At 69.6% G+C, this 19,185-nt stretch carries 21 protein-coding genes and 1 tRNA gene; 5 read left to right on the plus strand and 17 right to left on the minus strand.

What is annotated here, in order from left to right; all coding sequences use genetic code 11:
* Positions 1-148 precede the first annotated feature (148 nt).
* Positions 149-553: a hypothetical protein gene (locus tag ACSGDB_RS10330; protein ID WP_434994583.1), complete on the plus strand. Its 405-nt coding sequence runs from the start codon at positions 149-151 to the stop codon at positions 551-553.
* An 86-nt stretch (positions 554-639) separates the two neighbouring features.
* On the opposite strand, the gene ACSGDB_RS10335 is transcribed toward ACSGDB_RS10330, so the two are convergent.
* Genes ACSGDB_RS10335 through pnuC form a run of 4 tightly spaced genes read right to left on the minus strand, consistent with a single transcriptional unit; the run spans position 640 to position 3,771 of the window.
* A complete protein-coding gene (locus tag ACSGDB_RS10335) occupies positions 640-1,206 on the minus strand; it encodes a hypothetical protein (protein ID WP_434994584.1) in 567 nt (188 codons plus the stop codon).
* A gap of 47 nt (positions 1,207-1,253) precedes the next feature.
* Positions 1,254-2,003, minus strand: a complete 750-nt coding sequence (locus ACSGDB_RS10340) for an NUDIX hydrolase (RefSeq protein ID WP_434994585.1) — start codon at positions 2,001-2,003, stop codon at positions 1,254-1,256.
* Positions 2,000-3,109 (minus strand): AAA family ATPase, encoded by a 1,110-nt coding sequence (locus tag ACSGDB_RS10345; RefSeq protein ID WP_434994586.1) that lies wholly within the window; start codon positions 3,107-3,109, stop codon positions 2,000-2,002. The genes ACSGDB_RS10340 and ACSGDB_RS10345 overlap by 4 nt, the downstream gene beginning before the upstream one ends.
* Positions 3,106-3,771 carry a nicotinamide riboside transporter PnuC gene (gene pnuC / locus ACSGDB_RS10350; RefSeq protein ID WP_434994587.1) on the minus strand — a complete coding sequence of 222 codons (666 nt, stop codon included), beginning with the start codon at positions 3,769-3,771 and terminating at the stop codon, positions 3,106-3,108. The genes ACSGDB_RS10345 and pnuC overlap by 4 nt, the downstream gene beginning before the upstream one ends.
* Positions 3,772-3,903: 132 nt before the next feature.
* Between pnuC and ACSGDB_RS10355 the strand changes: the two genes are divergently transcribed.
* The gene (locus tag ACSGDB_RS10355; RefSeq protein ID WP_434994588.1) at positions 3,904-5,325 is read left to right on the plus strand and encodes a pyridoxal phosphate-dependent decarboxylase family protein; all 1,422 of its coding nucleotides are present in this window, start codon (positions 3,904-3,906) and stop codon (positions 5,323-5,325) included.
* A gap of 9 nt (positions 5,326-5,334) precedes the next feature.
* On the opposite strand, the gene ACSGDB_RS10360 is transcribed toward ACSGDB_RS10355, so the two are convergent.
* The gene (locus tag ACSGDB_RS10360; protein WP_434994589.1) at positions 5,335-6,888 is read right to left on the minus strand and encodes an FG-GAP-like repeat-containing protein; all 1,554 of its coding nucleotides are present in this window, start codon (positions 6,886-6,888) and stop codon (positions 5,335-5,337) included.
* A 266-nt stretch (positions 6,889-7,154) separates the two neighbouring features.
* On the opposite strand from ACSGDB_RS10360, the gene ACSGDB_RS10365 reads away from it, so the two are divergent.
* Positions 7,155-7,622 (plus strand): hypothetical protein, encoded by a 468-nt coding sequence (locus ACSGDB_RS10365; protein ID WP_434994590.1) that lies wholly within the window; start codon positions 7,155-7,157, stop codon positions 7,620-7,622.
* A gap of 132 nt (positions 7,623-7,754) precedes the next feature.
* Here ACSGDB_RS10365 and ACSGDB_RS10370 read toward each other — a convergent pair.
* From ACSGDB_RS10370 to ACSGDB_RS10425, 12 genes are all read right to left on the minus strand, one after another.
* Positions 7,755-7,827: transfer RNA gene (locus ACSGDB_RS10370), tRNA-Ala, on the minus strand.
* Between the two features lie 95 nt (positions 7,828-7,922).
* Complete coding sequence (locus ACSGDB_RS10375; RefSeq protein ID WP_434994591.1) at positions 7,923-8,603, minus strand: histidine phosphatase family protein; 681 nt, start codon at positions 8,601-8,603, stop codon at positions 7,923-7,925.
* On the minus strand, positions 8,600-9,010 hold the full coding sequence (gene rsfS, locus ACSGDB_RS10380) for a ribosome silencing factor (protein ID WP_434994592.1): 411 nt from the start codon (positions 9,008-9,010) through the stop codon (positions 8,600-8,602). The genes ACSGDB_RS10375 and rsfS overlap by 4 nt, the downstream gene beginning before the upstream one ends.
* Positions 9,011-9,037: 27 nt before the next feature.
* A complete protein-coding gene (locus ACSGDB_RS10385) occupies positions 9,038-9,886 on the minus strand; it encodes a hypothetical protein (RefSeq protein ID WP_434994593.1) in 849 nt (282 codons plus the stop codon).
* Positions 9,887-9,947: 61 nt separating this feature from the next.
* Positions 9,948-10,664: a nicotinate-nucleotide adenylyltransferase gene (nadD, locus tag ACSGDB_RS10390; protein WP_434994670.1), complete on the minus strand. Its 717-nt coding sequence runs from the start codon at positions 10,662-10,664 to the stop codon at positions 9,948-9,950.
* Between the two features lie 37 nt (positions 10,665-10,701).
* Positions 10,702-10,938 (minus strand): hypothetical protein, encoded by a 237-nt coding sequence (locus ACSGDB_RS10395; RefSeq protein ID WP_434994671.1) that lies wholly within the window; start codon positions 10,936-10,938, stop codon positions 10,702-10,704.
* A gap of 106 nt (positions 10,939-11,044) precedes the next feature.
* Complete coding sequence (locus ACSGDB_RS10400) at positions 11,045-12,361, minus strand: glutamate-5-semialdehyde dehydrogenase (protein ID WP_434994594.1); 1,317 nt, start codon at positions 12,359-12,361, stop codon at positions 11,045-11,047.
* Positions 12,362-12,408: 47 nt separating this feature from the next.
* The gene (gene proB / locus ACSGDB_RS10405) at positions 12,409-13,566 is read right to left on the minus strand and encodes a glutamate 5-kinase (RefSeq protein WP_434994595.1); all 1,158 of its coding nucleotides are present in this window, start codon (positions 13,564-13,566) and stop codon (positions 12,409-12,411) included.
* 6 nt (positions 13,567-13,572) lie between these two features.
* The gene (obgE, locus tag ACSGDB_RS10410) at positions 13,573-15,156 is read right to left on the minus strand and encodes a GTPase ObgE (protein ID WP_434994596.1); all 1,584 of its coding nucleotides are present in this window, start codon (positions 15,154-15,156) and stop codon (positions 13,573-13,575) included.
* Between the two features lie 115 nt (positions 15,157-15,271).
* Positions 15,272-15,532 (minus strand): 50S ribosomal protein L27, encoded by a 261-nt coding sequence (rpmA, locus tag ACSGDB_RS10415; RefSeq protein ID WP_028280075.1) that lies wholly within the window; start codon positions 15,530-15,532, stop codon positions 15,272-15,274.
* A 57-nt stretch (positions 15,533-15,589) separates the two neighbouring features.
* A complete protein-coding gene (gene rplU, locus ACSGDB_RS10420) occupies positions 15,590-15,898 on the minus strand; it encodes a 50S ribosomal protein L21 (protein ID WP_087073581.1) in 309 nt (102 codons plus the stop codon).
* A gap of 397 nt (positions 15,899-16,295) precedes the next feature.
* On the minus strand, positions 16,296-17,687 hold the full coding sequence (locus ACSGDB_RS10425) for a hypothetical protein (RefSeq protein WP_434994597.1): 1,392 nt from the start codon (positions 17,685-17,687) through the stop codon (positions 16,296-16,298).
* A 119-nt stretch (positions 17,688-17,806) separates the two neighbouring features.
* Here ACSGDB_RS10425 and ACSGDB_RS10430 point away from each other — a divergent pair, with 119 nt between their 5' ends.
* Positions 17,807-18,916, plus strand: coding sequence for a GTP-binding protein (locus ACSGDB_RS10430; RefSeq protein WP_434994599.1), 1,110 nt, complete (start codon positions 17,807-17,809; stop codon positions 18,914-18,916).
* Positions 18,913-19,035 (plus strand): type B 50S ribosomal protein L36, encoded by a 123-nt coding sequence (gene ykgO, locus ACSGDB_RS10435; RefSeq protein WP_434994600.1) that lies wholly within the window; start codon positions 18,913-18,915, stop codon positions 19,033-19,035. Before ACSGDB_RS10430 ends, ykgO begins: the two co-directional genes overlap by 4 nt.
* Positions 19,036-19,185 lie beyond the last annotated feature (150 nt).

Consider the following 19,185-nt stretch of genomic DNA (forward strand, 5'->3'; position numbering starts at 1 on the left):
CCCTTCCTGAACATGCCGACGGCGTCGACGTGCCTGTTCCTCACAGGAATGACGTGCGTCAGAGGTGCATGCCCGAGCACCCCTGACGAGCAGGGAGAGCTATACGGCTGGGACCGATAGGCTTTCCGAAGCCGACAGAAGGGGCAGCATGCCGCACTCACGCACTGACGAGGGCCGGGCCATCATCATGGAAGGCGCCCGCAGCATCATGGTCCACACTGCCCGCCGACAGGAACTGATCACCTACGCGGAGCTGGCCCGACAGATCAGCAAGGACACGGGTGCGGAACCCTTCGACGTCACGCTGGATGCCGGACGCGACGCCCTCGGCACCCTCCTCGCCGACGTCGTGAAGGACGACCTCCTGCACAGCCGGTTCATGCTCTCATCGGTCGCGACGCTCTCGGAGGCGGAACGGGAGCCCGGCAGCGAGTTCTACATCCTTGCCGAGCACCTCGGCCACCTCGAGCCGGACGCGTCGGGCGAGCGGAAGTACGCGTTCTGGACCGAGCAGTTGAAACTGACGCACGACCATTACAAGCGTCGGATCTAGAGCGTCACGCCTGGTGATGCTTCTGCGCTGCGGACGCACGTCCCCGACGCCGATGCGTTGAACGGGCCGGGCCCGGCACCCGGGTGCTACCGGTCCGGGCTGCCATCGGCGCGGAGCGGACGACCGTAGGGGTAATCCACCCACTGGCCGACTGCCGCCCGTGCGCCCCGCTCGGTGGCCTGGCGGTCCGCGGGGTATCGGGCGCCCTTGAGCTCCGCGTCGAGGTTCACGTCGTGACGGACCGTCCCGTCCGCGTACCGGACATCGAAAGCGATGTGCGTGCGGGGCACGATCCTTCGCAGGATGAGGGTCCGGTGCTCTTCGGTCACACGGGTGGCCCTGACGGCGACGACTGCCTTTGCCCGGGCATGCTTCTCGTGCTCCTCCGCCATGAACTGGATCCAGTCGGGCCCGTCGACGGGCATTCCGTAGCTGTCGGCGATCCACGGTCCGGTGCCGGTATCCGGCGTGTGCTCCATCATTCCGGCCTCGGTGACGGCGAAGTCCGCCGCCGACCCCCGGTACATGACCTTCACCAGGTCGATGTCCTGGTCGATGGTGCCGTCGTCCCAGAGGACGTCGTAGGTGAAGGCGCGCTCTCGACGGTGCCGCCAGCGGGAGAGCCGGTAGTACGCGGTCGCGCGGAATGCCATGGGTTTGCGATCCCGCACCGCCTCCGAGCGGCCCGCGGCCCGGTCTTTCATTGGTCCGTCCCTCCAGAAGGGCGCGTCATGGGCGGGCTGAGGTACTCGCTCCTGACCGTGAACACGGCAGCCGGTGCGCCCTTGGAGCGGGTGACCTTCCGGCCGGTGTCGGTCAGGGCGCCGGTCATCTTGCGGGTGAAGTTGCCGGCGTCGAGCCTATCGGTGTTCCAGACGGCCTCGTAGACGCGCCGCAGCTGGTAGAGGGCGAATTCCTCCGGCAGGAGTTTCGCCGCGGTGAGCGTGTACTCGATCCTGCCGGCGAGGCGCTCGAGCGCGGCCGCGAGGATCTCACGGTGGTCGAAGGCCAGGGACTCGGTGGCGAGGACCGCATGGACGGGATGCCACCGGGCGGCCGCGGCGTCGCTGCCCGGATCCAGCTCGGGCAGGGAGGTGCCGTCCGTCGCGAGCAGCGCCAGGTGGGCGACGGAGACGACGCGCATGCGGGGGTCACGCCGGGGTGAGCTGTAGGTGGCGAGCTGCTCGACGTGGGCGCGATGCGCACCGAGGTCCAGGCCGGTCTCCTCCTCGAGCTCGCGCCAGGCGGCGCGCAGCGCGTCCTCGTCGCGTCCGACGAACCCACCCGGCAGGGCAAGGTCCCCCTTGAAGGGGTGTTCACCACGGCGGACGAGCGCCACGTGCAGCGTGTTCCCGCTGACGGCGAAGACGACGAGGTCCACCGTCAGCGCGACGGAGGGATAGTCGGTGGGCTCGTACTCCTCGAGGAAGCGCTCTTCCCCGACACTCATGGCGCTCCTGCCAGAACGGTGCGGGCGGCCCAGGGCGGGGAGGTGAAGCGGCTTCTCTGCGCGATGATCGGGTCGATGATCGCCGTTGCCGTCCTCATGCGTCGGTCGTGGTCGCCGGACACGAGGATCCAGGAGTGGCCCCCACGGGTCAGCTCCTCCTTGAACCACTCGGTCATCTCCGCCCGGCGGTGCTCCCCCTCGCGCCACCCGTCGTCCTCGAAGGGCACATCCTCGTGGTCCGTGATCAGGTAGAGGTCCCGGCGCGGCAGCTGCGTCAGGGCCCGATAGGAGCCATGACTGCCCTCCCCCAGGTAGTACCGCTCCCACAGGGTGGTCGCGAGGCTGTCGGTGTCGGCGATGACCAGCGGGCACCGACCAGCTGCCTCGTTCTCCATCTCGTTCTGCCGCTCGCCGATGACGGCGAAGTCCTCGGCGGTCCAGACGAGATCGGCGACAGCGGCGTCGGGATCCGCGGCCTGCGCGGCGGCGAACTTGTCGTAGGTGTAGTGGCGGCCGAACTCGGGGACGTCGACGAGCCCGGGGTACCGGGTCCGGTAGTGCGCGGTGAGGGCCGTGGTGAGGGTGCTGGTGCCGGTCGATTCGGCGCCGACGACGACCACCCGGACGGCCAGGTCCTGCCGGGCGGGCCCGATGATGGTCCGCCACGTCGCCGCCAGGTCCTCGCGGCACAGCGTTCCGCTCACCGGGTGGGCCGCCCGGGCTGCGTCGACCATGACGTGGGTCGCGCCGAAGTCCTCGGCCAGTTGCCGACCGTACTCCTCGGAGCTGAAGACGGCGTCGATGTCCGTGATGCTCCTCATCCTGAGCGCGACGCGCAGCGCCTCGTCGTGGGCCTTCCAGATGGCTCGTGACCGGTAGTCCACCGGGCAGTCGTTCGGCATGCCGATGACGGTCACGTTCGTCGCGTCGAACTCCGCGGCGAGCCACTTCACGCGGTCCGCGAGGGCCATGGTCTCGAAGCGGTTGCCGAGGACGACGACGGCGAGCCGGTCGGAGCGGTCTGCGGCCGTGCGGATGAGGTGACGGTGGCCGGCGTGGGGCGGGTAGAACTTCCCGATGATCACGCCCTGCCCGAAGCGGGTCATGCCGGCACCTGCTCGGACGCGACGGCCGGGACGGATCCCGCGTCCGAGCGGGTGCGCTTCCAGTCGACGAGGCCGTAGACGCACAGGGCGGTGAAGCCGACGTAGAGGATGGCGGTGAGATTCAGTCCGCGGGAGAGGTAGAGCGGGATGGACACCAGGTCGATGGCGATCCACACGTACCAGTGCTGGAAGATCTTCTTGGCCTGCCCGTAGGTGGCCAGCAGGGAGGCCGCGAGGACGAAGGCGTCCGGCCAGGGCACCTCGGAGTCGGTGCCGTGGGTGAGGATCATCGCGATGCCCGCGGTCGCCGCGGCGACGATGCCGAGGCCGGCGAGGACCTCGGTCCGACCGGCGTCGCGGATGGGTAGGTCGCCGGTCGCCTCGGTGTCCCTGGCGCCGCGGACCCAGTTGTACCAGCCGTAGACGGCGACGGCGGCGAACACCCCCTGCAGCACGGTCTCACCGTAGAGACCGGCGCCGAAGAACAGGACCATGAAGGCCAGGTTGTTGACGATGCCGACCGGCCAGTTCCAGGTCCGCTGCCGGGCGACGCCGTAGACGCAGGCCGCACCCGTGATGAAGCCGATGACCTCGATCCAGCTGACGGGTGCTCCCAGCAGAGTCGCTGCCGGTGAGTTCATCCAGTCCAGTACTGCGTCCATCGTGCACTCCTCGTTTATTGTCACGTTGACAATAAACACTGTAGGGCTAACCGGGGAGGAAGGGAAGGCCTCGACGGGACGCCCGTCCGTTGAGCCCTGCCCGTCGCGGGATCTCGGGCGTAGCATGCCGCTATGTCAGCACCGGAGGAAGACTACAGAGATGCCCTGGCCACCGCGTTCGGGCACGCCCGCGGATGGCTGGAGAGCCAGGACCAGCGGCGCGTCGGGCCGAGCCGGACCGCCGCCGACCTCGCGGAGGATTTCGGCGGCCCCCTGTCCCGCACGGGGGTCCCGGCGTCCGATGTGGTGGACCACCTGGCCGCGAAAGCCGAACCGGGGCTCATGGCCATGCCCTCCGGGCGGTTCTTCGGGTGGGTCATCGGCGGCACCTTGCCTGCAGCCCTGGCGGCGGACTGGCTCGTCAGCGCCTGGGACCAGAACGCCGGGATGCGCTTCGCAACCCCTGCCACCGCGGCCATCGAGGAAGCCGCCGGGCGATGGCTGCTCGACCTCCTCGGTCTACCTCCGGAAGCCGACGTCGGCTTCACGACGGGCGCCACGATGGCGAACTTCACGGGCCTCGCCGCGGCACGGTGGCGGCTGATGGCCGACGCCGGCTGGGATTTGGACGCCGAGGGGCTCACCGGCGGGCCTCGGATCCACACGTTCGTCGGCAGGGAGCGGCACGACACGATCGATCTCGGCCTCCGCTACCTGGGGCTGGGCCGGCCCACGGCGGTTCCGGTCGACAGGCAGGGCCGCATCGACCCGATGGATCTGCACCGCGCCCTGGGTGCCGTCGCGCGGCACGAGGGATCCGGCGGATCGGGCCGCGTGCCGCTGCTGGTCTGCCTGCAGGCGGGCAACCTGCATTCCGGCGCCTTCGACCCGTTCCTGGAGGCCGTCGCCGTCGCCAGGGACCACGGCGCGTGGGTCCATGTGGACGGCGCCTTCGGGCTGTGGGCCGCCGCCGTGCCGGAACTGGGAGCCCTGACCGCAGGGGTCGAGGGCGCGGACTCGTGGGGCACCGACGCCCACAAGACATTGAACGTCTCGTACGACTGCGGGATCGTGATGGTCCGGGACACCGTCGCACTGCGGGCGGCCATGGGCGTGCACGCGAGTTACCTCGTCCACGCGACGGACGGACCGGCGGACCCCTTCGAGACCGTTCCCGAACTGTCCCGGCGCGCTCGCGGCGTTCCCGTGTGGGCGGCACTCCGGTCGCTGGGTCGGGACGGCGTCGCCGGTCAGGTCCGGGGGCTGGTCTCCCACGCCCGGCAGCTGGCCGACCGGCTGGCCGCGCTGGAGGGTGTGGAGGTGCTCAACGACGTCTCCTACACCCAGGTCTCGCTGGCCTTCGGCGACGACTCCACCACGCGGGCGGTGACGGCCCGGATCATCGCCGACGGCCGCGTGTGGATGTCCGGGTCGCGGTGGCGGGACAGGGACGTCCTGCGGATCTCGGTGAGCAACTGGAGTACGGACGACGACGACACGACGGTCGCCGTCGACGCGGTGCGGGACGCCCTGGCGGCGGTCCGGAGCTCCTGAGGCGGAGTCTCAGAAGATGGCGTTGATGCCGTTCCACCCCGTGCCCACCTGCACCCGGGACAGCCATCCGCCCGAACCGTTGCCCCGGTACAGCCACAAGTAGCCCTGGGCGTCCCGCGCCACGACGTCGGCCGTGCGGTCGCCGTTGAGGTCTCCGGGGCCCATCACAGCGGTCATCGCGTTCCACCCGCTGCCGACCCGCACCCGCGGCAGCCATCCTCCCTTGCCGGTGCCGGGATACAGCCACATGTAGCCCGTCGCCGCCTCACGCGCCAGGACGTCCACCTGTCCGTCCCCGTTGAAGTCGCCCGGCCCCACGATGGAGGTGAAGGCGTTCCACCCACTGCCCACCCGTACCCGCGGCAACCACCCGCCCCGCCCGTTCCCCGGGTACAGCCACAGATATCCGGTGATGCGTTCCCGGGCGAGGACGTCCACGAACTGGTCGCCGTTGAAGTCCCCGGGGCCCACGATGGAGGTGAAGATGTTCCAGCCGCTGCCCACCCGCACCCGCGGCAACCAGCCACCGGTGCCGTTCCCCCGGTACAGCCACAGATACCCGGTCGCCGCTTCACGGGCCAGCACATCGGCCTTCCCGTCGCCGTCGAAGTCTCCGGGCGTCTCGAGCGCGCTCATCGAGGACCAGCCGGTTCCGATGCGCACGCCGGGCCACACCCCGCCGGTCCCCTTCCCCCGATACAGCCGGAGGTCTCCGGTCGCGGTGACACGGGCCAGGAGGTCGGTGTTCCAGTCGCTGTCGAAGTCGGCGGTGGACCGCGAGAGGGTCGAGGCCGGGACGGCCAGCGGCGTGAACGCGTACGGTTCGCACGTCAGGTCGTAGTCCCGGGTGTCGTCGTACCACTGGGCGAGGTAGACCCGGCCGCCCGAGAAACTGGGTTGCCGGCATCGGTCCAGCGCCTCACCCGGGTAGTCGAGCCGCCCGGCGGTGGCCCATACCGGCACCCCGGGCAACCGCCACGACCCGGTGATGTCGGCCCACCCCGCTGCGAAGGAGTACAGGCCGTAGGAGAATCCTGCGTCGCGGAGGCCGCGCATCATCCCCTCGATGATGAGGCGGTTGTCCCGTTGCTGGGCAGCGGTGCCCGTGGGCCAGGGCTGAGCGGGCCGTGGTTCGACGTCGATCCACACGACCGGCGGACGGAAGCCGACCCTGGTCATGCTTGCGACGGCGAACTGCGCCTCGGCGTAGCCCACGTTCGAGAGCCGAGCGGCCCGGGTAGTCGCCGCCCACGGACCGCGCGTCCCGTAGGTATTCAGCTGCGCTGCGGTGGGATACGCAGCCATGGCGTAGGCGTGGGTCTTCTTGCTGTTGGTCCTGGTCCAGGCGACCTGGCTCGCCAGGCACGGGTTCTCCGTGAAGGGCAGGCCCTTCGTCAGCCCGATGACGACGAACTGGGTGGAGACGGGTGGCAGCGGGAGACCGTACCCGCCGACGGAGGTGGGGCATTGCGGCCAGGAGATGTCGTGCCCGTACAGGGGTGCGGCCTGGGCCGGCGGTGCAATCGTGACGAAGCCGAACAGGAGGGCGAGCGATGTGCCCACAGCCAAGACCATTCGCCGGAGCGTGCTACCCATCATGCCGACCACCTCATCGAAGGTGGTCATCGTAGCGCCGATCGCCGGTTCTGAACCGGGCCGTTGGTCACCAGAAACGCGACCGGACGAGCAGCGATCCGATAATCCTGCGTAGACCCTGCGCCATTCCTGCCCGGTTCATGACCCGCCGAGAAGTGATTGCTGTCTAGCCTGAAGCGAGTGCCTGACTCACCAGGCCGAACAATCACCAGCATCAGAAACGGAGCACCACTGTGGGTACTAGTTCCAGAATCGCCGCCGTCGTCCTCGCGGCAGGCCTCATCGGAGGATCCGGGGTGGTGGCTGCAACCGCGGCACCTTCCCTCACCACGGCATCGTCGCCGTCGACGACCGTGACGATGCAGCCCACCGCCCAGCAGGAGCGCGCCGTGGCGAACAAGCTCGCTGCGGCTGCCAAGTCGGCCGAGGCGAAGGCGATCGCCGCCGAGAAGAAGGCAGTTGCGGAGGCGAAGAAGATCACCGCGAAGTCCACCGCCGCCGCCAAGAAGGCCGCCGCCGCACTCAAGGTGACCGCGAACAAGGAGCGCGCCGCCGCGAACAAGGCTGCCGCGGAAGCACGGGTCGCGGCGAAGAAGGCGGAGATCGCCGAGAAGCAGGCCACGAAGCCCGCGCCGGTCGAGACCCCGGCTCCCACCGAGCCCGCACCCACCGAGACCCCGGAAGCGCCCGTCGGCGGCTGACCGCTCGCCCGGGGCTTCTGATGCTGCTTCACTTTCGAGCCTGAGCCGGCACGCAACGGCAGATCGGCGGAAGTGGCACAACGAAAAACCGCCGGACCAAGGGTTTTCACCCTGTGGTCCGGCGGTTCGTTGTGGAGCTAAGGGGATTCGAACCCCTGACCCCCTGCATGCCATGCAGGTGCGCTACCAGCTGCGCCATAGCCCCGAATTGCACTGCATCTCCCGGTCGAACCGGCCGAAGCAACTCCATCAGTCTAGTGAATTCTGGCGGCTTCGCCAAATCGGCTCTCCCGCACCCGGTCAGCCCTCCAGCGGCTCCTCGGGCAGGGACCCCAGCCCCACGTTGTGCTCGGTCAGCTGCCAGGAGAAGAGGGCCCCGGCCCTGTCCACCACCTCGTGCACTTCGGACCAGTGGCAGTTGGACAGCCCCGCGAGGGCTCCCCAGCGCTCCGGCGGCAATCCCATCAGGGCAGCCAGGGCCGCCCTGATGGATCCACCATGACTGACCACGACGAGCATCTCGGCAGGACCGATCTGCTCCACGGCCTCCGTCACGGCGGCGAGCATGCGTTCCCCCACCTCGATGCGGTTCTCGGCCCCGCCGGCTCGCACCTCGGGGTCCCCGCCCCGCCAGGAGGCGTTGTCGTCCGGGAACTGCTCGTCGATCTCGGCGAAGGAGAGCCCCTGCCAGGATCCGGCGTTCGTCTCGCGCAGGCGCTCGTCGTAGAAGACCGGCAAACCGGTGAGCTCCCCCAGCGTCCACGCCGTGTCAGCCGCACGGCGCAGGTCCGACGAGACGATCATCGACGGTTCCCGCGCCGCCAGCACCTCGGCCGCCCACACGGCCTGCTCGCGTCCGGTCTCGTCCAGGTCGATGTCCTCCTGGCCCTGGAACAGGCCCGCGTGGTTCCACTCGGTGCGGCCGTGCCGCCAGAAGACGATGCGCCGGGCCGCGGGATGAGCGTGGGGGTTCCGCGTCACTCCGGGACGACGTCGGACGCTGCAGCCTGCGGCGAGCTCTGCAGTGCCTCGCCGAGCTCGAGGTCCACGGAAGGGCAGTCCTTCCAGAGCCGGTCGAGCGCGTAGAACACGCGGTCCTCCTCGTGCTGCACGTGGACGATGACCTGGGCGTAGTCGAGGAGCACCCAGCGGCCCTCACTGCGACCCTCGCGACGCACGGGCTTCAGGCCCTGCTTGGCGAGCTCCTCCTCGATGCCGTCGACGATCGCGTTGACCTGCCGCTCACTCGGCGCGGAGGCGATCACGAAGATGTCCGTGATCGCGAGCCTGTCGCTGACGTCGATGGCGACGATATCCTGGGCGATCTTGTCCGCTGCGGCATGCGCCGCGGTGCGGGCTATGCCAATGGACTGTTCGGTAGCGCTCACTGATCTCCTTGTGTGTGGCCAGCAGTTTCACCCATTGAGGGAGCTGACTGTCATCATTATCCCGGTCACGAGCGCCGTCGCGCCCACAACGAGTACCGAGTACTGCAGATACCGCACCCGCCGCAGCCGCCCGAGGCCCGCGGTCACCGCGTCGAGGGGGTCCAGGCCGAAGGCATCGCGCGCTCCGACGGGCTCGGTGTCCGTCTCGGCAGGCGCACCCTCCGCAGGTCCAGCGGTCGGCCCCGGCACCTCGCCGTCCGCTCGTTCGGGGCGCGGCAGGACGACGGGGATGGAGGACGTTCTCGGTGCCCGCAGGACGGACTGCGTGCTGCCGGGCGCCCGCACGAACTCCGGTGGCGTGATGAACGACAGGTTGTGTGCTGCGGCGGGGTCGGTCGGCGACGGCATGTCCAGCCGTGTCTGCTCCGGTACCTCCTGCGTCCTGCGCGCCCGGGCATTCAGGGCCGCTGCGCGGGCGGCCAGCGCCTTCTGCTGCGCCAGCACGGCGGGGTCGACGGCGAAGGGATCGTCCGCACCGGCTGCCTGCAGGCCGGCGAGGTGTTCTTCGGCGTCCTCGGCGATCGACGGGGACGCGGCACGGGCGTCCGTCTCGGAGGCGACCCGGGCAAGGGCCCCGGTCTCGGCCTGCTGACGGCGAGCCCTGCGCCCGCCGGGCAGCGGTGGCCTGCTGCCCTCCGGTCCCTTCCGGTCCGCCGGATACGGATCGGGATCCGGCGCCACTGCGCGCCCGTCGACCCGCTGGAGCCGCAGCTGGCGGCGCGTCGGAATCTCGACCCGCCCCTTGCCGTCGTCCTGCACGTCGACATCCGTCGAACTGTCCCCCACCGCCATGTCCGGCCCCTCGTGACGTGGCACGGTCCGTTGTATGAGACCCGGTGATCCGTGCGCGCTGTTGTTCACCTAGCTCTGTGCTGGTCTACCTGGTCGGCAGGTGTACCGGGCTCGGGCTTCCCCGACGCCGTCGTTCCGCCGCAGGGACGGGTTCGTCCCCCTGCTCCGATGCCGGGGCGGGTACGGGCAGTCCGGCCCGCCGGTACAGGCGGTGCTTCGCGATGTACTGCACCACGCCGTCGGGCACCAGGTACCAGACCGGCTTGCCCTCGCCCACGCGGTGCCTGCAGTCAGAACTCGAGATCGCCATCGCGGGCACCTCCAGGAGGCTCACGTCGCGACCCCGCGCGTCGAGCTCGTGCCCGGGACGCGTCACCCCGATGAAGTGCGCGAGGGACCACAGTTCCTCCGCGTTCTTCCAGGTGAGGATCTGGGCCATCGCATCGGCACCGGTGATGAAGAACAGCTGCGCCTCGGGCCGCTCGGCCTTCAGGTCGCGCAGGGTGTCGATCGTGAACGTGGGCCCCGGGCGGTCGATGTCCACGCGGCTCACGGTGAAGCTGGGATTCGACGCCGTCGCGATCACCGTCATCAAATAGCGGTGCTCGGCGGCGGTCACGTCCTTGTCCGCCTTCTGCCACGGCTGGCCGGTGGGGACGAAGACCACCTCGTCCAGGTCGAACTCGGACGCGACCTCGCTCGCGGCGACCAGGTGCCCGTGGTGGATCGGGTCGAACGTACCGCCCATTACCCCGAGGCGCCACGGCGATCCGTCGGCGTGCCGCTGCCCGGCGCCGCCCATGACGTCCCGCCCGGAAGTATCTGCTGCCATCTGGACGCTAGTGAGGGTTCGCTTGGCCGTGGTCGTGCTTGTTGGTGTGCTGCCGGTGGGGGTCGAGGTGTTCCTCGACGGCCTCGTGGCGGTTCCGCACGTTGGAGAAGGACACGGTGACGATCATCAGGGTGAGCAGGATGCCCATGACGATCAGTCCGTAGGTGAGCGGGGACATGGGCAGTTCGGTGTGGTGTTCCACGGCTTCGGTGGCCAGCAGTGCGCTGCCGAGCGAATAGAGCATCGTCAATCCTCTGTCGATTCAGGGTGTGCCGGTCCGCTGCGGACCGGCGCGGTCGTCAGGTCCCATGGTACGCGTAACGGGAGGCCGACTCCCCCGCCGGTCAGCCTCACCGGCGCACGTGCCCTGCCCCCTGCACGATCCACTTGGTGGTCGTGAGCTCGGCCAGGCCCATCGGACCCCGGGCGTGCATCTTCTGGGTGGAGATGCCCACCTCCGCGCCCAGACCCAGTTCACCGCCGTCCACGAACCGCGTGGAGGCGTTCACCAGGACCGCTGCCGAATCGACGCCTGCCACGAACTCCTCGGACGAGGCGAGGTTGTTGGTGATGATCGCCTCGCTGTGCCCGGTGCTCCACCGCCGGATGTGCCGCAGCGCGTCGTCGACGCTGTCCACCGTCTTCACCGCGAGGTCGAGTTGCATGTACTCGCGCCCCCAGTCGTCGTCCGTCGCCGTCGCCGCATCCGTACCGGCGGGAAGGAGTCCGCGGGACCGCTCGTCGACGTGCAGCGTGACGCCGGCGCGGACGAGCGCCGCGAGGACCTCCGGTGCTGCCGCCGACCGGGCGTGGACGAGGAGGGTCTCGACGGTGTTGCAGACACTGGGACGCTGCGTCTTGGCGTTGAGCAGGATCTCCACCGCCATCTTCTCGTCGGCACTCTCGTCGAGCATGATGTGCACGTTGCCCTCGCCCGTCTCGATGACGGGCACCCGCGCCGTCGTCACGACCGACTGGATCAGCTCCCGCCCGCCGCGCGGGATCAGGACGTCCACCCGGCCGCGGGCCTTCATCAGCACCTGGGCACCCTCCCGCCCGAACTCGTCGATGGTGAGGACGGCGTCATCGGGCAGCCCGTGGTCCTCGAGGGTGTCACGGATGATCCCGATGAGTGCCGCGTTGGTGGCCGCGGCCGCACTGCCGCCGCGCAGGATCACGGCGTTGCCGCTCTTCAGGGCGAGGCCGGCGATGTCCACGGTCACGTTGGGGCGCGCCTCGTAGATCGCGGCGACGACGCCGAGGGGAACACGGACCTGGCTCATCCGGAGCCCGTTGGGCAGGGTCTCCGCGCGGACGGCGGTGCCCACGGGGTCCGGCAGGGCGGCGAGCTGCGCCAGCGCCTCGGCGAGCCTCCCCACGCGCTCCGCGTCGAGGCTCAGCCGGTCCAGGAGGTACGCGGAGGTCCCGGCCGCGCGGCCGCGCTCGACGTCGGTGCGGTTCGCGGCCAGCACGAGGTCCTGTCGGCTCACGAGGGCGTCGGCGACCGCCAGCAGCACACGGTCCTTGCGGGCCCGCGTGGCGCGGCCGAGGACGCGCGACGCTTCCCGGGAACGGTCGGCGATGGCGTGGACGGCGTCGGTGAGCTCATCGGAGGACGACGCCGCGGCGTCGGTGCGGTCGGTGGTCTCGGCCTGCAGATCGGTCATCCGCCCAGTCTAGCGAGAAGCGGCACCGGCTTCCGGGGACGGGCTGTTCATGACGCCGGCGCCGCCTGGAGCACCACGAGGTCGTTCACGTGTACCACCGAGCGCTCGTACTCGGCGCCGAATTCCTCCGCGAGATCGTGCGTGGAGCGGCCGAGCATGCGGGGCAGTTCGTCCGAGCTGTAGTTCACCAGGCCGCGGCCCACCACCGTCCCGTCGCCGCCCACGAGCTGGACCGGGTCGCCCGCCTCGAAGACCCCGTCCACGTCCACGACGCCCGCGGCCAGGAGGGACCGTCGCCGCTCCCCCACGGCGCGCACCGCGCCGTCGTCGAGCACGAGCGTGCCCAGGACCCGGGCGAGGTGGGCCAGCCAGAGCAGCCTGATGGGCTGGCGCTTGCCGGTGGCCGTGAACCAGGTCCCCACGTCCTCGCCGCGCAGCGCGGCTGCGGCGTTCGCGGTGGACGTGACCAGCGCGGGGATCCCCGAGGACGCGGAGATGGTCGCGGCCTCGACCTTGGTGACCATGCCGCCGGTCCCGACGCCGGCCCGCCCGGCGCGCCCGATGGTGACGCCCTCCAGGTCAGCGGGTGACCCGACGTGCGGGATGCGGGTGGCGCCGGCACCCGGCGGTCCGTCGTACAGCGCGTCCACGTCGGACAGCAGGATGAGCGCCTCCGCCTTCACGAGGTGCGCGACGAGGGCCGCGAGGCGGTCGTTGTCCCCGAAGCGGATCTCGTGGCTCGCCACGGTGTCGTTCTCGTTGACGATGGGGACCACGCCGAAGTTCAGCAGCCGCTCCATGGCGCGGTGCGCGTTGGCGTAGTGGGAACGGCGGATGAGGTCGTCCGCCGTCAGCAGGATCTGGCTCACGGTGACACCGTGCGCCGCGAAGGCCTGTGAATACTGGGCCATCAGCAGGCCCTGTCCCACGCTCGCCGCCGCCTGCTGTGCCGACAGCTGCGACGGGCGGCGCGCCAGCCCCAGCGGCGCGAGCCCGGCGGCGATCGCGCCCGAGGACACGAGGATGATCTCGGTTCCGGCCGTGCGCCGCTCCGCGAGGACGTCGGCGAGCCGGACGAGGGCCTCCCCGGAGATACCGCCGGAGACCGAGGTCAGGGACGACGAGCCGACCTTGACGACGATCCGGTTCGCCGCGGCGAGGCCCTCGCGGGACGCGAGGGGCTGCCGGGAATGGTCCACAGCCAAGGGAGCCTAGTCCTCGGGCTCGGCGTCTGCGCCCTTCTGGGCGGAGGCAGCCTGCTTGCGGTTCTGCACGGATTCGGTCCAGATGCCCGCCTTGCGGTCGGCCTCCAGCTCGGCGCGGGCCGCGGCCTTGGCGTCCTTGCGCTCCTGGTACTCCTCGCGCTTCTGCTCGCGCGTGGGCCGCACGTACTCGGCGAGGCGCAGGTCGGACCCGCGGGGGCCGGCGAGCAGTTCCGCGCCGCCCATCATGGTCGGCTCCCAGTCGAAGACGACGCCGTCGCCCTCGCCGATCACCACGGTGTCACCGGGCTTCGCGCCGGTCTTGAACAGCTGTTCCTCCACGCCGAGCTTGGCGAGGCGGTCCGCGAGGAAGCCGACTGCCTCGTCGTTCGTGAAGTCCGTCTGCTTGACCCAGCGCTCGGGCTTCTCGCCGAGCACGCGGAAGAGCGGCAGGGCGTCCTTCTCCTCGTGGCGGATCCTGAACGAGGCGGCGTTCACGCCACGGGGGCGGAGCACGGGGGGCTCGATCCGCGGGGGCGCGGTAGCCACCGCCTTGCGCGCGTTCTCCACGATCTCCGCCATGGCGAAACCGAGCTGGCGCAGGCCCTCATGGCTGGAGGCGGACACCTCGAAGACGCGGTAGCCGCGTGCCTCGAGCTCGGGGCGGACGAAGCCGGCCATGTCCTTGCCGTCGGGCACGTCCACCTTGTTGAGCGCGATCAGGCGCGGGCGCTCGTTCAGGGGCACGACGTCGCCGTCCGGCCCGGCGAAGCTCATGTCGACGGCGTACTTGTCCAGTTCGCGTTCGATGATCGCGAGGTCGTTGAGGGGGTCCCGGTCCGTCTCGAGCGCGGCGCAGTCGAGCACGTGCACCAGGGCGGCGCACCGCTCCACGTGGCGGAGGAAGTGGTGTCCGAGGCCCTTGCCCTCGCTCGCGCCCTCGATCAGGCCGGGCACGTCCGCGATGGTGAAGCGCGTGTCGCCGGCCTCGACGACGCCGAGGTTGGGCACGAGCGTTGTGAAGGGGTAGTCCGCGATCTTCGGGCGGGCGGCCGACATGGCGGCGATGAGGCTGGACTTCCCGGCCGAGGGGAAGCCGACGAGGGCGATGTCAGCGATGGACTTGAGCTCGAGGACGACGTCGCGCTCGTCCCCGGGGATGCCGAGCAGGGCGAACCCTGGGGCCTTCCGCTTCTGGGAGGACAGGGCGGCATTGCCGAGTCCGCCCTGGCCGCCGGCCGCCGCGACGAACTCTGTGCCCTCGCCCACGAGGTCGGCGAGCACTTCGCCGTCCTTCGTCTTGACGACAGTGCCGTCGGGGACGGACAGGATCAGGGTCTCCCCGCTCTTGCCGCCCCGCCAGTCGCCCATCCCGTTGCCGCCGTTGGTGGCGTGCCGGTGGGGTGCGTGGTGGAAGTCGAGCAGGGTCGTGGTCTGGTGGTCGACGCGGAGGATGACATCGCCGCCGTCGCCGCCGTTGCCGCCGTCGGGCCCGCCGAGGGGCTTGAACTTCTCGCGGTGGACGGACACGCAGCCGTGGCCGCCGGTGCCGCCGGATACGTGCAGGACTACGCGGTCAACGAAGCTCGCCACGTTGATCTCCTTCTACAAATGCTTCACTGTGCCGAGTCTAATCGGCTTAAAAGAAAGGTGGGGCGAGCCGTAGAGGCTCACCCCACCCGAAATGCCTGGTGTACCGTGCGCAGAATTACTCTGCTGCAGCGCCCACGATGTTGACGACCTTGCGTCCGCGGCGCGTACCGAACTCCACGGCACCTGCCTCGAGTGCGAAGAGGGTGTCGTCGCCGCCGCGGCCGACATTGGCGCCCGGGTGGAAGTGGGTGCCGCGCTGGCGGACGATGATCTCGCCGGCCTTGACGACCTGGCCACCGAAGCGCTTCACGCCGAGGTACTGCGCGTTGGAGTCGCGGCCGTTGCGAGTGGAGCTTGCGCCCTTTTTATGTGCCATGGGTTATGCCTGCCTTCGCTGGGATGTTCTACGGAACCGATCGGTAGCCCGAAGGGACTACGCGATACCTGTGATTTTGACGCGGGTCAGTTCCGAACGGTGACCCTGGCGCTTCTTGTAGCCGGTCTTGTTCTTGAACTTCTGGATGACAATCTTCGGTCCACGAAGATTCTCGACGATCTCGGCAGTGACGGTGACCTTTGCGAGGTCCTCCGCTGCGGAGGTGATCTTGGCGCCGTCTACCAGAAGGAGGGCGGGGAGCTTGAACGTGCTTCCAGCCTGACCGGTGACGCGGTCAAGGGTAACGAGGTCTCCTACAGAAACCTTTTCTTGGCGGCCGCCTGCGCGGACAATCGCGTACACCACTTGGGAACTCACTTCTCTCGACAATCTTGACTTCTGATGAAAAAACTAGGGTGCGCCTCGACAGCAATCCTGAGGTCGCCCTCCGCGCCTGCCCCGCTCCGTGTCCATGACACCGAACCCTGGAGCCGATGGCGTCGTCAGGATCTGACGGGTCAGAATCCCTGACGGATACCCACGGACACGCCAGTTAACAGGCGGATGCACCGAGGGTCAAGATTACGGCAGTACCTCCTCTTCCCGCAAATCAGCGGCCGGTCGGCCGACGCGCGAGGCAGCAGGACTGCGCGGGGTGGAAGGGGTATCTTGGTTGTCCTCGGTCGGGGGTGCGGACGGTGCGCTTCGCAGGGCAGGACGCCACGACGGCCCGGATCGGACCGTCGCGGCTTCGTGGATGAACCTACTTCTCGCCCTCGGCGTGGTCCTCGTCGTCCGCGTGCTCGTGACCGTGACCGTGGTCGTGGTCGTGGTCGGACGCTTCCGCGTCGCCGGTCACGACGGCGAGCTCGTTCGGAACCTCGGGCAGGTCGATGCTGGACAGGAGTGTCCCGGCGGCGACGTCGACGACGTGCAGCTTCCTGGCTGCCGGCTCTGTCACGTAGGCGAATCCGTCGGCGCCGACCTTCACCGTCGGTGCGGGAGACTGCCATTCCTCGGGCTCCTCCCACGGCTGGACGACCTCGACCTCGTGGATGATGCCCCCGGTCTGCTCGTCGAGGATGTTCAGCTGCCCGTCGTAGGTGAGTACGAGGGCTTCGCCCTCCGCCCCACGGGCGAGGGAGCGGAACCAGTACGCCGACCCGAGATCGACGGTCGTCATCGATGCTGTGGCCGTGTCGATCAGGCCGATGCGGGTGGGGCGCTCCTGCTCGGCATCCGGGTCGATCTTGTAGTCACCCAGTACGATCGGCGACTCGTGGCTGCCGAAGAGATTGCCCGACCGCTGGTACGCCTCCTCCACCGGCACCTTGTGGAACGCACCGTCGCGGAAGACCACCGGCCCGTTCTCGCACCCCAGGGTGACGACGTCTCCCGTCGACGTGGGCATCGCAATGGCTTCTCCGTGCACGCCCGGGCAATCGGTCGTCTCCGCGAGGACCTCGCCCGCCGGGGAAAGGACCTGGACGGTGGTGGTGGACTCCTTCGTGCCCTGCGTCAGGAGGAGGTCCCCGCTGCTGAGGGGTACGGCGACACCGTGGTGCACAGCGTCCGTGGAGTGTTCCTCGACCTCGTCCGCACTCACCTCGCCGTCGCTGAATGCGGCGGAGTCCACGACGGTGATGGCCCCGCTCCCGTCCGCGAAGAGGGCCGTCCTGCCCTCGTGCGCAACGACGTGTCCGGCTTCGGATGCCTCCACGGTGGCGCCGGTCGGCGCCGGCGCCTGCACGTAGTAGTCATCGTGGTCCCCGTGGGATTCAGCGACCAGGCCGGTGTCGAAGATGCGGAAGCCGTCGTCGGCGCTGATCAGGACGTGCCGTCCGTCGCCGGCGTTGTTGAGTCGGAGGAAGCCTTCCGTCTCGGTGTCGGAGAGCACCTCGCCACTTTCGGTGTCGACGGTCATCACGCCGCCGTCGTACGTCAGTACCGCGCGAGGGGCCAGCGCATCGACGCGCTGCCGATCACCGGCTCCCTCGGAGGCCGTTGCCGGCGCGGCGCTCTCCGCGCTGTTCCCGGCGGGGGCGGTGGATGGATCGGTGCCGGAGTCGGAGGACACGGCGGTGGAACACGAGGTCAGTACCAGTGCCGCCACGACGGCGGAGGACAGGGAGAAGATGCGGGAGTTGATCGGCATGACGTCACCATAAATGCAAATGCTTCTCATTAGCAACACGACCGACTCGGCGCGCTGCCCGCTCGCCCGATGACGACCCTCGTTTTATTTATGAGAATCGTTCTCATATAGTCGAGGGCATGCATCTCATCCTCGTCACGTCCCTCGATGGACTAAGCCGCAACAGCGCGGCGTTCGCCCTCGCGGAAGGCACTGCCGCTACCCCCGTCGTCCTGCACGACCTGCTCGATGGCGGCGTCGTGGCACGTCGGGTGCACGTCGGCGGCGACGTCACCGAGCGGGAGTCGATGATCCTGGAACACGGGTGCCTGAGCTGCACGGTGCGGTTCGACCTCGCACCCACACTTCTGCGCCTGTCCGACGAAGGTGCCACCCGGGCCGTCGTGGGGCTGCCACCCGGAACCACGGCCGAGGGCGCGATCGATGGACTCCGCTCCGTCGCACCGCGGGCCTTCACGGTGGAGACCGTGGCTCTGGCCGTCCGGCCGGAGGACGTGGAGGACCAGCTGTGGGACCAGCACACCCTGTTCGCCTCCGGCTACACGGCGGTGCCGGAGGACACCCGCACACCGGGCGAGTTCCTGATCGGCGAGTTCCTCTTCGCCGACACCGTCCTCCCCACCAGGAGCGAGCTCCTTCCGGAGGATCCGACCCTGCGCCGTCGGGGCCTGCAGCTCATCGGCGAACTCGCGCCCCACGCCACTGTCGTGACGGCCCCGGGCGAGACCGACGTGTCCGGTGCAACCGGAAGATTCATCGGTACACGGGGTGTGTACGACGGCGCGGCGGCGCATGCGCGCAGCCTGCCCGGCATCGTGCACGCGCCCGGGAGTTCGTCGACGGAGTTCCGCACCGTGGAGTGCCGGGTGGCCCGCCCGCTGCATCCCGAACGGTTCCGCACCGCCCTGGGCGCCATCTCGGAAGGCTGCTGTTTCATCCGTGGGAACGTCTGGATCGCGGGCGTGGACGCCCGCGTCGCCGTCCAGGGAGTGGGCCCGCGGATCTCCCTCATCGACGCCGGCGCCTGGAGCGCCGATGCGCGGCACGGACAGTGGTGCCGGGGCACCCACCTGGCCCTGACCGGCGACGAGCTGGACGACGACGACATCATGACCCTGCTGGAGGCCTGTGCCCTCACCGACGAGGAACTGCATCTCCTGGGCGCCGCTTCTTCGGCGACACCGACCCGTAACACCACCCGCACCACCAACCCTGAAGGAGCACCATGAAGGTCCGCAATTCCCTCCGAGCCCTCAAGAAGACCCCCGGAGCGCAGATCGTCCGGCGACGCGGCAGGACGTTCGTCATCAACAAGAAGAATCCCCGGATGAAGGCCCGGCAGGGTTAGGGCGGGGCGGAGGTGACGCCGGAACACACGGAGCGCTCCGGGCCTGGCAGTGAGCGTCAGCCCGCCGCGCATCCTGCAGCCGGCACCGGCCGTCACGGTACGCCGGCCGGGATCGGCCCGCCGGTCCGCTTCCGCACGGCCGACGCGAGC

It is taken from the genome of Arthrobacter sp. Ld5 (genome assembly GCF_051172775.1).
GTDB lineage: Bacteria > Actinomycetota > Actinomycetes > Actinomycetales > Micrococcaceae > Arthrobacter_D.

Excerpts from the sequence above, each read along its gene's own strand:
- ACSGDB_RS10330 (WP_434994583.1), top strand. The coding sequence starts at position 149 with ATGCCGCACTCACGCACTGACGAGGGCCGGGCCATCATCATGGAAGGC.
- ACSGDB_RS10335 (WP_434994584.1), bottom strand. The coding sequence starts at position 1,206 with ATGGCATTCCGCGCGACCGCGTACTACCGGCTCTCCCGCTGGCGGCAC.
- ACSGDB_RS10340 (WP_434994585.1), bottom strand. The coding sequence starts at position 2,003 with ATGAGTGTCGGGGAAGAGCGCTTCCTCGAGGAGTACGAGCCCACCGAC.
- ACSGDB_RS10345 (WP_434994586.1), bottom strand. The coding sequence starts at position 3,109 with ATGACCCGCTTCGGGCAGGGCGTGATCATCGGGAAGTTCTACCCGCCC.
- pnuC (WP_434994587.1), bottom strand. The coding sequence starts at position 3,771 with ATGGACGCAGTACTGGACTGGATGAACTCACCGGCAGCGACTCTGCTG.
- ACSGDB_RS10355 (WP_434994588.1), top strand. The coding sequence starts at position 3,904 with ATGTCAGCACCGGAGGAAGACTACAGAGATGCCCTGGCCACCGCGTTC.
- nadD (WP_434994670.1), bottom strand. The coding sequence starts at position 10,664 with ATGGGCGGCGCCGGGCAGCGGCACGCCGACGGATCGCCGTGGCGCCTC.
- ACSGDB_RS10395 (WP_434994671.1), bottom strand. The coding sequence starts at position 10,938 with ATGCTCTATTCGCTCGGCAGCGCACTGCTGGCCACCGAAGCCGTGGAA.
- ACSGDB_RS10400 (WP_434994594.1), bottom strand. The coding sequence starts at position 12,361 with ATGACCGATCTGCAGGCCGAGACCACCGACCGCACCGACGCCGCGGCG.
- rpmA (WP_028280075.1), bottom strand. The coding sequence starts at position 15,532 with ATGGCACATAAAAAGGGCGCAAGCTCCACTCGCAACGGCCGCGACTCC.
- ACSGDB_RS10425 (WP_434994597.1), bottom strand. The coding sequence starts at position 17,687 with ATGCCGATCAACTCCCGCATCTTCTCCCTGTCCTCCGCCGTCGTGGCG.
- ACSGDB_RS10430 (WP_434994599.1), top strand. The coding sequence starts at position 17,807 with ATGCATCTCATCCTCGTCACGTCCCTCGATGGACTAAGCCGCAACAGC.
- ykgO (WP_434994600.1), top strand. The coding sequence starts at position 18,913 with ATGAAGGTCCGCAATTCCCTCCGAGCCCTCAAGAAGACCCCCGGAGCG.